We start from the raw sequence: 12,991 nt of genomic DNA on the forward strand, positions 1-12,991 counted from the left end.
TCTACTTAGCTATTTTGCCGTAAGCCTCCCCACAATCTTACTCAGATAGAATATACAGTAGAGACGCATATCTATGCGCCTCGGAAATTTGTAAATTTACAATTTTATCAATGCAAATTGTTTATTGGCTATTAATTGCCGTAATGGTTGTGGGTATCGTGGGTGCTGTAGTTCCAGCTATTCCCGGTAGCAGCTTAATTTTAATTGCAATTATCGTCTGGGGAATCGTTAGTAGTTCCTTTGCAGCTATCAAGATTCCTTTAATTGTGACAATTATTGTTTTACTCCTTAGCATCGGAGTAGATTTTTTGGCTAGCTATGTAGGAGCAAAACAAGCTGGAGCTAGCAAGTGGGGGCAAATTGGCGCAATTGTCGGTTTGGTAGTGGGATTTTTGGGACTATTGCCAACCTTGCCTTTTGGGGGACCACTCTTAGGAATTTTACTAGGGCCACTTTTGGGAGCAATTATTGGTGAGTATCTTTACCGACGTGAATTAGGTTTGGCGGTTAAGGCTGGTATAGGAATTATAGTCGGATCTTTGGTAGGAAATTTGATTCAAGGGTTGTTAGCGATCGCCGCAGTGGTAGTTTTTGTTGTCACAACTTGGCCGCAAGTATTTGGCTCTTAAGATTTTCAGGCAAGAGCGAAAGATTAGTTACCTCTTGCCTTAAGTATACGTAATGCTTTCAAAATAAAATCGGATTCCTATACATAGGTAGGGATGCGATCTGTACATTACTGTCACAATCAGGGTAAATCCTTCTTTTTGATGGTTTTACCGTCATCCAGAGCCTCTCTACAACCATATAGAATGAAAAATATACGAAGACCAGTTATACAAGCAATTAAAATTTTATGAAGACGACACATTAATTAAAGATGTGATGAGGACAACTAAGTAAATCTTGCCTACCTTGAATCTATGTGATTTTATGGAGATAAGAAATACATCACGCAAGTTTCGCTTTCACTGACAGTATTTTCCATAAATTACTGAGATTAAAAGTAAAGCAATTGCCTGATTTAAGGTTATTACTAGGAGCCTCGAAGACAATGGTTAGTTTTAAATCTACATTACTAAATGCAACTTTAGCTATTACTGCTGCACTTCCCTTAGCTACTGCGGGATTATTTACCTCTGCTGGATCTGCTCAAGCATACACTGGTGGCTTTAACTACAGTCCTTCTCTAAATGGTATCAATGGCCCAACTGAAGCCACCCTTAGCCAAACCTCTGTAAGCTTTATTCCCGATCCAGGAGCAATTTTACTTACACACCGGACAGGAGATTTTGCATCTGATTTTACAGGTTATATCAAAAGCTTCCAAACAAGTCCATTCATTTCACCTTCCCAGTTTATTGATGTTGGTGCTTTAGACGGAACTAAATTACTTAGTTTGACCAGTCTAAACCCAGCAATTTTTACTACACAAAATGGAGGAACAGACATCAACTTGTCTTTCCTGGGACTCTTTGAAGATGGAACTAAAGCAGAAGGATATATTACTTTTGCTACTCAAGATAAGAGTGCAGAAGCAAATTATAAGAGTGGTAAAACAATTAATGCAAGTTTCACAGGTCTTGCAGTAACCTCAGTTCCTGAACCTGCTGCATTACTAGGCTTGGGTGCAGTCGGTGCTGTAATGGCTATGTCTCGCCGTCGCAAAAGTTTCGCTCAATAGACCTATTCTAAATATAAAAAAGTTACTTTTAGTTGCTAAAACTAACTTTAATTAATCAATTCGATTTGGTTGGAATGCACAATTTTCCTAACCAGGTCGAATTTTTTTATTCTGTCAGATACATCTATATAATGTATGCAAAACTACATGCGGTAGGGGCAATTCATGAATTGCCCCTACCTGAAAATAACGGTTTCGGCTATTGTTTGGGTAAGTCCTGATTTATTTAAGAATGACTTTTCTTAACTTCAGATAGACTTAAACCGATTGCAAAAAACTTTTGGCTTCATTAGCGATCGCTTCGACTTCATCATTCGCCAATGTTTCTAATATGGATTTGGCTTCTGCACCACCTAAAAGAGTCAGCGCTTGTACAACTCTGTAACGCATTTGCCAGTCTGGATTGTTAGCAAAAGGAGCTAAAAGAGGAACTGCTTCTACATTTCCTAATTCACCGAAAGAACTAATAGCAGCAGTTTGCACTAATTCTGTTTCTGATGAAAGTGCCTCTTTGAGCAATTCAAAGGCTCGTGGATCGCCTAATGCTCCTAATGTAGCGATGATACTAAATTGTATTAGCCATTCATCAGTCTTGTGGTAAACCTCTTGTAAGTCTTCAAAAGCATCATGTAGTTGAAGTGCGCCTATACAGTCTGCTGCTGCTGCTTGGACATCTACTTCGGAGTCATGAAGCAAGCGATCGCGCAAGATATCCAAAGATAATTGTAAATCTTGCGATCCCAATGTATCCATTTGACTCACCGCCGAGTAACGGACACGGGAATTGCGATCGCTAATGGCAGTTTGAATTAATTCAAAGCCAACGGCAGGTTCCAGTTGGCGGATTTGATTTACTGCACGTAAGCGATCGCCTAAATCCTCAGAACTGAGTAATTGCTTAACAGACTCCGAAGTAATACTCATTTAGTTATCCTTGATTTTCAAAGGTGTAAAAAAGACAGATGTGATTAATCTTGACTTGCTGCCATTGCCCGAATAATATCACCACGAGTCAGGATACCAATTACTTGATCTGTCTCATCAAGTACTGGCAAGCGATGGACGCTGCGATCGTGCATGATTGTAGCGGCTTCTTTTAAAGTTTTATCAGGGGAAATAGCGATCGGGTTTTTACTCATCACCTCCCCAACGGTTTGTCCTAGTGCCTTATGCAAATCACGTTCATACGTAGCAGGATTTTTTAAATAGATAACGCTATCAAGAAACATAATGTACGCAGGTGGAGTTACACCAGTTTCTTGCCACATCAAATCGGTTTCTGAAATAATGCCCACCAATTTACCAACATCATCCACAACAGGTAGTCCACTGATGTGGCGTTCTGCGAGAATTTGGATAGCTTCCTTCAGTGGAGTTTCCGCACGGGCGACAATCGGATCGCGGCTCATCACATCGGCAACGGTTTTAGGCATTGATATTGCTGATACCTTTAATCAAAGTCTCTGCGCCTATTGTAGAAAATTGCGGGACTCAACCTGATGCAATTAATAGATTGTTACGGTATTGGGCATGGGGCATTGGGCATTGGGCATTGTACTGAGCGTTCCCGTAGCATCTCGTAGAGAAGCCGAAGTCAGCCGTTGGCGCAGCCTCTTCTAGATAAGTATTGAGCATAGGACACGAACACGAGTATTAAAAAACTCTTTCCTATTCCCCATGCCCCATGCCCCATGCCCCATGCCCCATGCCCAATGCCCAATGCCCAATGCCCAATTCCTAATTCCCTTTTAAAGCAGCAATAATTTGAGTATTTGCTTTCGGAAAGTTAAACTGCTCTAATTCTTCCAGATTTACCCAGCGAATTTCATCGGATTCCAAAGGTTGGGGAACACCTGTAACATGGCGGCAGTGATGTACTGTGAGAGTGACGCGCAAATTTGTATAGGTGTGGTCAATAGTAATCAGATGTTCTCCTACTTCAATTACTATTCCCAGTTCTTCGGAAATTTCCCGTTGAATACACTCCTGGATAGTTTCTCCAGGCTCAATTTTACCCCCAGGAAATTCCCACAAACCACCCATTGTCCCTTCTGGACGACGGCGATCGATTAAAATTTGCTTTTGGTTATTCCAAATTACTGCAACACCAATGATTTTATGGGGCGGGAAAGAACTGGTTTCACTCATAATTAATTGATAAGAGGGGGAGATAATTAATAACAAAACTCGGCAGATTAGTTTTAACTCTGCCGAGTTTTTATTTTTTAAATTTCAACCTTAATGCGTCACTGTTTTGGATAGTTTAAAAATTTTAGCTCATATAGGTTTAGGAATTAAGGGCAAAGATTTTCCAAAGGCTTATTTTTAATTCCTATCGCTGTAACTATGATTAGCTATCAAACCAACAACAATATAGAATTTAGCAAACTCTATATTTCTAGTCAACTTCGCTAACTTCGCTGTTGTTGGCTTCAGTTCCTTCCAGAGCAAGTTCAAAATCCATTCTCTGTTCAGCATTACGCAAGAAATAACCACTAATCATAGCAGAAGCGAGAAGCCGACCTAGACTTTCCCGACTGGTGCTGACGGTAATTCCAAAATGTTCTGAAGGTAAATTACCCAATAATCCTGTAATATTCCGTTCCATCACCTGAAAAACTTCGGCAGATGTAGGTTTAGATAGCTGGGTAACTGTCTCTGGACTCAAGGATTTAACGTACTGCCATAGTAAATCGCTAGTTTCTGATTCGCTATTGAAAAATTCTGAGACACGATTGGATGGGTTACTCATTTTTTAGCTCCTTAACTACCACTACTGGCTATGGTGCTTGTGATTTAAATACTAATATTCTTGTTTTGGATTTGACTTAGCTAGCTGTTTGTCTTCCTATCAACTAATGTAACAGCCTCGCTTTCTGGTGGAAGTAGGTGTAACCGTACTAAAGTCGGCGTATTTTCTCACCCTAACAAATAAAGTAAGAAGTGAGAAGTTAATTAAAAACTCCTCACTCCTAATTCTTGTACAGACGCGATTAATTGCGTCTCTAACTTGCCAAATATTCACCCATGTTAGCTTTAGACTTGCGAAGTTTGGTTAAAGCTTCCCGCTCAATTTGCCGAACTCGTTCGCGGCTAATATTCAGTATTTCACCGATTCTAGCCAGAGTCAGCGCTTGCCCATCAGTTAAACCAAAACGCAACGTGATTACTTCCCTCTGTTGTGGCGTAAGATCGCCCATCAAGCGATCTAAGTCATAAGATAGGGAAGATTGCATGACAAACTCTTCTGGAGATGCTCCTGGATCTTCCAGCATTTCTCCTAGTTCAGTGTCGTAGTTATCACCAAGCCGCAAATCTAAGGAAAGGGGCAAACGCGCCTTTTCTAGATACTCTCGGACTTGTTTAGGGGTCAATTCTAATTCTTCAGCTAGCTCACCAGCTGTAGGAGCGCGTCCCAATTTTTGCGATAATTGGCGCTGTGCTTTTTTAATCTTATTTAGTTTTTCAGTAATATGAATGGGGAGCCGAATGGTACGAGCTTTTTCGGCTATTGCACGAGTAATAGCTTGGCGAATCCACCAATAGGCATAAGTAGAAAATCTGTACCCTTTGGTGGGGTCAAACTTTTCAACGCCGCGTTGCATACCAATGCTACCTTCTTGGATCAAGTCCAGTAAATCGACGTTGCGCTTGATGTACTTTTTGGCAACGGAGACTACCAGCCGCAAGTTGGCTTCTACCATCTTACGCTTGGCAATCTCACCATCAGCGATCGCTTCGTTCAATGCTGTTGGTTCTAACTCTGTCGCTTTAGCCCACTCTTCTAAAGTCGGTTGACGACCTAACTGGGTGGCAAGAGATTCTCTTGATTCGTGCAAAGTACAGGAACGTTGCACCTGTTTACCATAAAAAATCTCTTCCTCGTGTGTTAAGAGTGGCACACGTCCAATCTCACGCAGGTAAGTCCGCACGAGGTCTGTCGCTGTCTGAGCGGTCTTCATGGCGCTACTCTTTGGTAATGATGGGTTTGGCGGTAGGGTCATTAAGGGATAGATGCTTTAGTTAGGGTGCTACCCAGTCAGACTGGGAACCTATGCTACGGTTTGCAATTCACGCGCCCGATAAACTCGGCTGGTCATAATAATCAAATTTAGGCTTCTTAACTGCTAAAAGTTACAGTTATTTCCTACTTGTCACAAGTATCTACAGTTAGATAAAAGGTAGCTTATTAAACATTCTTTTATGGGAGTCTTATTAACAATTGTAACATTTATGAGAATGATTTGGCTATATGGCGACATTAAATTTCCTGGTTGTTCCAGTTTATGCAATCTCGCCCTCTGTCTCAAGGCTTAATAGAAGGCAATTTAATAAATTATCTGGCTAACATAAGCTTCCTCATATTTGCTAAGGTATATCTAATGAGAACTATAGTCATTCCCTCATAACAATTACTTAATTTTCTTGGGAATTGGGAATTGGGAATTGGGAATTGGGCATTGGGCATTGGGCATTGGCATTGGCATTGGGTATGATTTATTATCTCCCTACTCCCTACTCCCTACTCCCTGCCCCCTGCCCCCTACTCCTTCGTAATTGGGCAGTATTCTTGAATGGTTTTTACGTCTAAAGTAGTATTTTGTAAAGAACGGATGGCGGCGACGGTAGCTTTTGCGCCGGCAATGGTAGTGATGATGGGAATTTTGTAAGCTAAGGCTGTGCGGCGGATTAACCTAGCATCAGTCTGGGCTTCTTCCCCGGAAGGTGTGTTGATAATAAGTTGGATTTTTTGATTTTTGATTTCATCTAAGACGTGGGGACGGCCTTCATGGAGTTTTAACACTAATTCAATATTTAACCCCTGTTCAAGAAGAACTTGCCGTGTACCAAGGGTAGCCATCACTGTAAAGCCCAAATCGATAAATTCCTTCACCACAGTACTGGCGGCAGCTTTATCGCGATCGCTCATTGATACAAATACAGTTCCGGTCAGTGGTAAACGCTCCCCAGCACCCAATTCCGCTTTGGCAAAAGCCCGGCCAAAGTCGGTATCAATCCCCATCACCTCACCAGTGGATCTCATTTCTGGGCCCAATATTGTATCAGTTCCTGGGAATTTATTAAAGGGTAATACCGCTTCTTTTACAGCAATATGTGTAGGAATGACTTCCTCGGTGAAATGTAGCTCCTCTAGGGTTTTACCCGACATAATTAAGGATGCTAATTTTGCCAACTGTATGCCCGTTGCTTTAGAGACAAAGGGAACTGTGCGGGAGGCGCGAGGGTTGGCTTCTAAAATGTAAACTTGCGGAGAATAGCTACTTGCACCCACAACCGCAAATTGAATATTCATCAATCCCACGACTGAAAGCGCTTGTGCTAACTCCACCGTCCAAGTGCGAATTTGATTGAGAACTGCTGGTGATAGAGAAATGGAAGGTAAAGAACAAGCAGAATCTCCTGAGTGAATCCCGGCTTGTTCGATGTGTTCCATGATACCACCGATTACGACTCGTCCTGTATGGTCGGCGATCGCATCTACATCGACTTCGATGGCATTTTCTAAAAACTTATCAATCAAAATCGGATGTTCTGGTTCTATGAGTACCGCAAAGCTCATGTAGCGTTCCAACTCAGTATCCGAATAGACGATTTCCATTGCTCGTCCCCCCAATACATAGCTGGGACGAACCACCACCGGATAGCCAATACGTTTGGCAACAATTAGCGCATCTTCGTAACTCCGCGCAATCCCATTGGGTGGTTGAGCAATATTCAACTGTTGGAGAATCTTTTCAAACCGTTCCCGGTTTTCTGCCATGTCGATGGAATCTGGTGATGTTCCCCAAATTTTAGTCAGGAGTCCTGATGTGTTGTTGTTAAGAAACTCTTGTAAAGGAATAGCCAACTTTAGCGGGGTTTGTCCGCCAAACTGGATGATCACCCCCACTGGATTTTCAGTTTCGATGATGTTAAGGACATCTTCTTTTGTTAAAGGCTCAAAGTAAAGGCGATCGCTAGTATCGTAGTCTGTCGAAACTGTCTCTGGGTTAGAGTTGACCATAATCGTCTCATACCCCGCATCTTTCAAGGCATAAGCGGCATGACAACAACAATAGTCAAACTCAATTCCCTGCCCAATGCGGTTAGGGCCACCACCCAAAATCAATACTTTGGGCTTAGTTGCGGGCATTACCTCTGTTTCTTCTTCGTAGGTAGAGTAATAGTAGGGGGTAAAGGCTTCAAACTCAGCAGCGCAAGTATCTACAGTTTTGTAAACTGGGATAATACCTAATGACTTGCGGTAAGCGCGAACTTCATCTTCGGTGGTTTTGGTGGCATAAGCAATTTGGCGATCGCTATATCCATCCCGCTTCACATCATACATTTGCTCTTTTGTCAATTGCTGCAAAGGTGTCCGCTTCAAGAATTTCTCGACATCTAAGAGTTGCTGCAATTTGTCCAAGAACCATCGGTCGATACCAGTAAGTTCGTAGATTTCCTCAATGGTCATCCCTTGCTGCAAGGCATGACGGACGGAGAAAATGCGATCGGGGTTAGGTGTTCGCAGTTGGGCGCGGATTTGTTCGCCACTGGGTAATTTCTCCGCTTTGTCGCAACCCCAACCAGCGCGTCCGGTTTCGAGCGATCGCAATGCCTTTTGAAAGGATTCGTTGAAAGTCCGTCCAATTGCCATTGCTTCCCCGACTGATTTCATTTGGGTTGTCAGCACAGGGTCAGAACCGGGGAACTTTTCAAAGGCGAAGCGGGGGATTTTTGTCACCACATAGTCAATTGTCGGTTCAAAGGATGCTGGAGTTTTCTTGGTGATGTCATTTTGAATTTCATCCAAAGTGTAGCCCACAGCTAGCTTTGCAGCAATTTTAGCGATGGGAAAACCCGTAGCTTTAGAAGACAAAGCCGAACTGCGTGAAACGCGGGGATTCATCTCAATTACTACGACATCCCCATTAACCGGATTAACAGCAAATTGAATATTAGAACCACCAGTTTCCACACCGATCTCGCGGATGATTTTAATTGCCATATCCCGCAGCCTTTGATATTCTTTATCAGTAAGGGTTTGCGCGGGAGCGACGGTAATAGAGTCTCCGGTGTGAATGCCCATAGGGTCAAGGTTTTCGATGGAGCAGATAATCACCACGTTGTCTGCCAAGTCACGCATCACTTCGAGTTCATATTCTTTCCAGCCGAGTAAAGACTGGTCAATGAGAATTTGCGAAACAGGACTAGCATCTATACCTACCTGTGCCATTTCTTCAAATTCTTCTTGGTTGTAAGCAATACCGCCACCACTTCCTCCCATTGTGAAAGCAGGACGAATAATTAGGGGATAAGTACCAATTTGACGAGCAACAGCTTTGGCTTCTTCCAAAGATTCGGCTGTGTCGCTAGGGCATACAGCTACCCCAATCCTGGCCATTGCTTGACCAAAAAGTTTTCGATCTTCGGCTTTTTCGATGGCTGGTAGTTTAGCGCCGATTAACTCAACGCCATACTTTTCCAACACCCCATTTTTCGCTAAAGCAACAGCGAGGTTGAGGGCGGTTTGCCCTCCCATCGTTGGTAGTAAAGCATCGGGGCGTTCCTTCTCAATGACTTTTTCGACCAATTCTGGAGTTAACGGCTCAATGTAAGTGCGATCGGCCGTTTCTGGGTCGGTCATAATCGTTGCAGGATTGGAGTTGACCAAAACCACTTCATAGCCTTCTTCTCGCAGCGCTTTGCAGGCTTGAGTGCCAGAGTAGTCAAACTCACAGGCTTGTCCGATCACAATTGGGCCAGAGCCTAACAATAAAATCTTCTGGAGGTCATCACGGCGGGGCATAGTCGTTGCCTTGGAGTATGAGAATACAAATCCTGATTATTTTAAGGGTCTTTACACCCTTTCGTGCTTTTTATTATTAAGTTTTCTAGGTTTGATGACAGAAAGGGGATTGGGGACTGGGGATTGGGGAATGGGGAAGAGTTTTTTAATACTCAATGCCCAGTACCTAATACTTCTCTATGAGATGCTGCATAAACGCTCAGTACAATGCCCAATGCCCAATGCCCAATTCCCAATTCCCAATTCCCAATGATTATTTTGTATTTTTAATTTTATTTAATTGTGATGTTCAAATTTTTAAGCTTTTACATTACAAATTTTTACTATTTAATTTGATAATACTTTGCAACAAATAGTGATTTATTGTTGCATATATTTGTCTGCTTATTCAACAGAAATAAATTTCTTAGCTACAAATATTTATTAACTAGCTAATTGCTAAATATTTTCAACGTTAAATATTATGAGAATATATTTACTTAAATTAAAAATGGCAGAGAAGTAAGGATAAAATTCTCTGCCATTCTTTATAATATTTTAAGAGTTCGTGCTGCCAACTTTTTCTTTGAGTCTAGGTAGACAAATCTAGATTATGAAAGTTTTAGCTCTGAGCCGCTTGGACAAACCCTAAAGTTAAGCTGTCTTTAGCGAGGAAGTGAGACAAATGATAAGCACGTTCCTCAGTTTTCAACAAAATCTTTTCGTACAGATAGCGTGTACCCCGATCGCCTAAACTCTCTGCCTGAGCAGCTTGACGACGAATTACGCCAATGATTGCTTGTTCGGCAGCTAGATCATTTTCCACCATTTGGCGAGAGGAATATACGCCTTCAGATTCTTGCTCAAAACAGGTTAATTCGGCTAATTTGCTAAAGGTCGCTACTGGTACACCACCCAGTCCATCCAAACGTTCTCCAATTTCATGAACGTGGTCTTGTACTTGGTCGTAGCTTTCGTTAAAAAACTCATGCAGAGAGTAAAATTCTGAGCCTTCAACTACAAAATGATGCTTTTGGTACTGCAAGTACAGTGCCTGGAAACTAGCTAATACAACGTTAAATCCTTCTGTGACTGGAGCAGTTACGCTGTGATCCAGCAACACGGGATTGTCATATACATGACCAAAATTTCGTAACAAAGTTTGTGTTTCAGACATTGTGTTTCTCTCTTTTTAACAGTTGTAGATTTTAACTGCTTATTCTCAACATATTAACATTTTAATAATAAGAACAAGGCAATTCGCCATCACAATATTTTGTATTGTTGCTTACTAAATAAAATTCTCAAGTTTGTTTGATGACTAATATCACACCCAGAAATGTTGTATCTACCTACACCTGTCGTTGATATAAGAATTTAACTATGGATATAGCGCCTGAAGGGTGAGTGGGTAAGAAGTAGGAGAGCAGGGGGAGAAAAAATAAAATAACTAAATTAATGCCCAATGCCCAATGCCCTATTCCCCATTTCCATTTTATTTTTCCAAAATTAATGAGAATTCTTTGCACTTAAGGTATGCTGGTTTTAAGAGGTTACACTCCTAAAACTTTCAAAAAACAGAAAGTTAATTCGCGGTAGTTACTGCAAGTTTGTTGCACTTTGAGGGCAATTCTCTTGAAATCGTTTAGTTCAGAAATAGAAAGCAACCACCTTGTAGAGGTGAATTGGGCAGATCGCTGGCAAGTCTATCAACGCCTAAAGGAGTTAGACATTCCCTGTAGTTGTACGGCTAACCAGCCATTGAAAGTTGAAATTGGCACTCCTGTGACAGCTGTTCAACTTTGGAGTGTGATCCGGCGATTAACAGCCTCCCGTCAAGACCAAATTTGGACTCTTGAGTACTGTTGGAAAATCGCTAACAATAGTTCTAATTTTTAGCTGCTGCTGAGAGTGTATTGCTTGATAGCTTTTACTTAGTTAGAAAGAGGTCAAAAAAATGGGTGCATCTGACAGTATGGAAGGATCGGAATTTTGTCTTGAGGGCAGATTTATAAATTTTGTTATTAAAGATGGCTATAAGCTTAAGGGCTTAATGCTGGGGACTCATGAGGGTGAGTCTTACATTAAACTAGCTAAACATTTACGGGCTGCTTTTGACTTGCGCTTACCACCAGGTACTTGGCTGCAAGTTGTTGGTTACAAAAAGCATGATTTGAAGGATGGTACAGTCACTCTGAAAGCTGAACGGGTGATGGCGGCGCGTTCTGAGATGGGGAAAGTTGGAACGATCGCACCAGTACAAGAACCCCCATATATTGATAATGTCAAGGTAAAGCCAGCTAAGGCTAAAGCCACCATTTTGGTGTGTCAAAAGTCTGATTGTATGAAACGCGGTGGTAAAGCAGTTTGTCAGGCGTTGGAGGCAGCTTTAAGCGATCGCGGTTTAGAAGACCAAGTTACAATCAAGGGCACTGGTTGTATGAAAGATTGTAAAGCTGGGCCAAACCTAGTTATGCCAGATAAAACACGCCATAGCCGAATTCAAGCTGGGCAAGTTCCCGCATTGATGGATAAGCATTTTGGTGACAAGAATTTATCAGCACAGCCGGAGAATTTAAGGGAAGTGGTGGTATCTAATAGCAAGCTTTGGGGAAATAATTCATAAAATCTTGACATTTCCATGAAAAAGCTTCACAATATCTTGTCAAGTGTGTTCGGTTAATACTCGGCTGTAAAATCGTACTAGAAGTTTGCAATAAAATCAAAAAACTGGCTTTCATTAAGGCCAGTTTTTTCAATGAATAGGATTTTTGTTAGGGACTTCCAACAAATAAATTATCCAATCTTGTGGGGTGGGCATCTTGCCCGCCCAGTTAAAGAGGGCGGGCAAGATGCCCACCCCACAGGAAATAGTTGAGTATTTTTTATTTGGAAGTCCCTTAAGCAATTTTTAACCGGGATGCTCCGGTAGTTTGCAAAAATTCAAGGGAATGTGGTTGATTGGTGAGTACGTAGATGTAAAGAGACTTGTCGTTAGACATCGCTTACAGTTAAAGCGTTCATCATCAATGACTTAAAAATAAATGTCACATATCCCTAATTGGGTATACATAGTTTTTTTTACACTTATTAACATAGTCATGATTTTTCTATTCCGTCATGACTGGAATCGCCTCGCTAAACTCTACCGCACCAAAGAAGCGCCACCACAAAACTTCTCCCGGATGCAAAGCGGTTCTGTGGGTTTGGTTCACTATAAAGGGACTTTAAATATTGGTATAACTTCTCAAGGGATTTATCTAAGCATTTTCCCATTGTTTCGCTTGGGACTTACGCCATTGTTGATTCCCTGGAGTGCCATTAGGAAAATTGAGTCTGCTAACCAACTATTTTTTGAGCGTTTTCGTTTGTATCTTAGTTCGCCAAAAGTCACTTTGATTTTAAGCAAAGATGTTTTGGAATCAGGGAAAGAATTTTTAGCGACACAGGGGTTTGAGTGGATTTAGACAAGTCCCGGTTTTTACCTAGCAAATGCCATTTTGGATTGTGTACTCTTC

At 41.7% G+C, this 12,991-nt stretch carries 15 protein-coding genes; 6 read left to right on the forward strand and 9 right to left on the reverse strand.

What is annotated here, in order from left to right:
• Positions 1-110 precede the first annotated feature (110 nt).
• Both V7K98_RS14500 and V7K98_RS14505 read left to right on the forward strand, forming a co-directional pair.
• The gene (locus V7K98_RS14500; protein ID WP_335022913.1) at positions 111-629 is read left to right on the forward strand and encodes a DUF456 domain-containing protein; all 519 of its coding nucleotides are present in this window, start codon (positions 111-113) and stop codon (positions 627-629) included.
• 425 nt (positions 630-1,054) lie between these two features.
• Complete coding sequence (locus V7K98_RS14505; protein WP_335022915.1) at positions 1,055-1,684, forward strand: PEP-CTERM sorting domain-containing protein; 630 nt, start codon at positions 1,055-1,057, stop codon at positions 1,682-1,684.
• Between the two features lie 258 nt (positions 1,685-1,942).
• Here the strand turns inward: V7K98_RS14505 and nblB are convergent, their stop codons facing one another.
• The 8 genes from nblB to carB form a co-directional block, all read right to left on the reverse strand.
• Positions 1,943-2,608 (reverse strand): phycobilisome degradation protein NblB, encoded by a 666-nt coding sequence (gene nblB, locus V7K98_RS14510; RefSeq protein ID WP_335022917.1) that lies wholly within the window; start codon positions 2,606-2,608, stop codon positions 1,943-1,945.
• A gap of 44 nt (positions 2,609-2,652) precedes the next feature.
• Positions 2,653-3,117, reverse strand: a complete 465-nt coding sequence (locus tag V7K98_RS14515) for a CBS domain-containing protein (RefSeq protein ID WP_335022919.1) — start codon at positions 3,115-3,117, stop codon at positions 2,653-2,655.
• Between the two features lie 58 nt (positions 3,118-3,175).
• A complete protein-coding gene (locus V7K98_RS14520) occupies positions 3,176-3,319 on the reverse strand; it encodes a hypothetical protein (RefSeq protein ID WP_335022921.1) in 144 nt (47 codons plus the stop codon).
• Positions 3,320-3,421: 102 nt separating this feature from the next.
• On the reverse strand, positions 3,422-3,832 hold the full coding sequence (mutT, locus tag V7K98_RS14525) for an 8-oxo-dGTP diphosphatase MutT (RefSeq protein WP_335022923.1): 411 nt from the start codon (positions 3,830-3,832) through the stop codon (positions 3,422-3,424).
• A 250-nt stretch (positions 3,833-4,082) separates the two neighbouring features.
• Positions 4,083-4,436, reverse strand: a complete 354-nt coding sequence (locus V7K98_RS14530) for a DUF760 domain-containing protein (RefSeq protein WP_335022925.1) — start codon at positions 4,434-4,436, stop codon at positions 4,083-4,085.
• Between the two features lie 253 nt (positions 4,437-4,689).
• Positions 4,690-5,646 (reverse strand): RNA polymerase sigma factor, RpoD/SigA family, encoded by a 957-nt coding sequence (locus tag V7K98_RS14535; RefSeq protein WP_335022927.1) that lies wholly within the window; start codon positions 5,644-5,646, stop codon positions 4,690-4,692.
• A gap of 374 nt (positions 5,647-6,020) precedes the next feature.
• Positions 6,021-6,152 (reverse strand): hypothetical protein, encoded by a 132-nt coding sequence (locus V7K98_RS14540; protein ID WP_335022928.1) that lies wholly within the window; start codon positions 6,150-6,152, stop codon positions 6,021-6,023.
• 75 nt (positions 6,153-6,227) lie between these two features.
• Complete coding sequence (gene carB, locus V7K98_RS14545; RefSeq protein WP_335022930.1) at positions 6,228-9,494, reverse strand: carbamoyl-phosphate synthase large subunit; 3,267 nt, start codon at positions 9,492-9,494, stop codon at positions 6,228-6,230.
• A gap of 130 nt (positions 9,495-9,624) precedes the next feature.
• On the opposite strand from carB, the gene V7K98_RS14550 reads away from it, so the two are divergent.
• Complete coding sequence (locus tag V7K98_RS14550) at positions 9,625-9,747, forward strand: hypothetical protein (RefSeq protein ID WP_335022932.1); 123 nt, start codon at positions 9,625-9,627, stop codon at positions 9,745-9,747.
• A gap of 348 nt (positions 9,748-10,095) precedes the next feature.
• Here V7K98_RS14550 and V7K98_RS14555 read toward each other — a convergent pair whose 3' ends face one another.
• Positions 10,096-10,650, reverse strand: a complete 555-nt coding sequence (locus V7K98_RS14555) for a Dps family protein (protein WP_265274903.1) — start codon at positions 10,648-10,650, stop codon at positions 10,096-10,098.
• 458 nt (positions 10,651-11,108) lie between these two features.
• On the opposite strand from V7K98_RS14555, the gene V7K98_RS14560 reads away from it, so the two are divergent.
• From V7K98_RS14560 to V7K98_RS14570, 3 genes are all read left to right on the forward strand, one after another.
• Positions 11,109-11,372: an Asr1405/Asl0597 family protein gene (locus V7K98_RS14560; protein WP_335022934.1), complete on the forward strand. Its 264-nt coding sequence runs from the start codon at positions 11,109-11,111 to the stop codon at positions 11,370-11,372.
• 58 nt (positions 11,373-11,430) lie between these two features.
• Positions 11,431-12,099 carry a (2Fe-2S) ferredoxin domain-containing protein gene (locus tag V7K98_RS14565; RefSeq protein ID WP_335022936.1) on the forward strand — a complete coding sequence of 223 codons (669 nt, stop codon included), beginning with the start codon at positions 11,431-11,433 and terminating at the stop codon, positions 12,097-12,099.
• A gap of 475 nt (positions 12,100-12,574) precedes the next feature.
• Complete coding sequence (locus tag V7K98_RS14570; protein WP_335022938.1) at positions 12,575-12,940, forward strand: hypothetical protein; 366 nt, start codon at positions 12,575-12,577, stop codon at positions 12,938-12,940.
• Positions 12,941-12,991 lie beyond the last annotated feature (51 nt).

The organism is Nostoc sp., from assembly GCF_036917435.1.
Taxonomy (GTDB): Bacteria; Cyanobacteriota; Cyanobacteriia; order Cyanobacteriales; family Nostocaceae; genus Nostoc.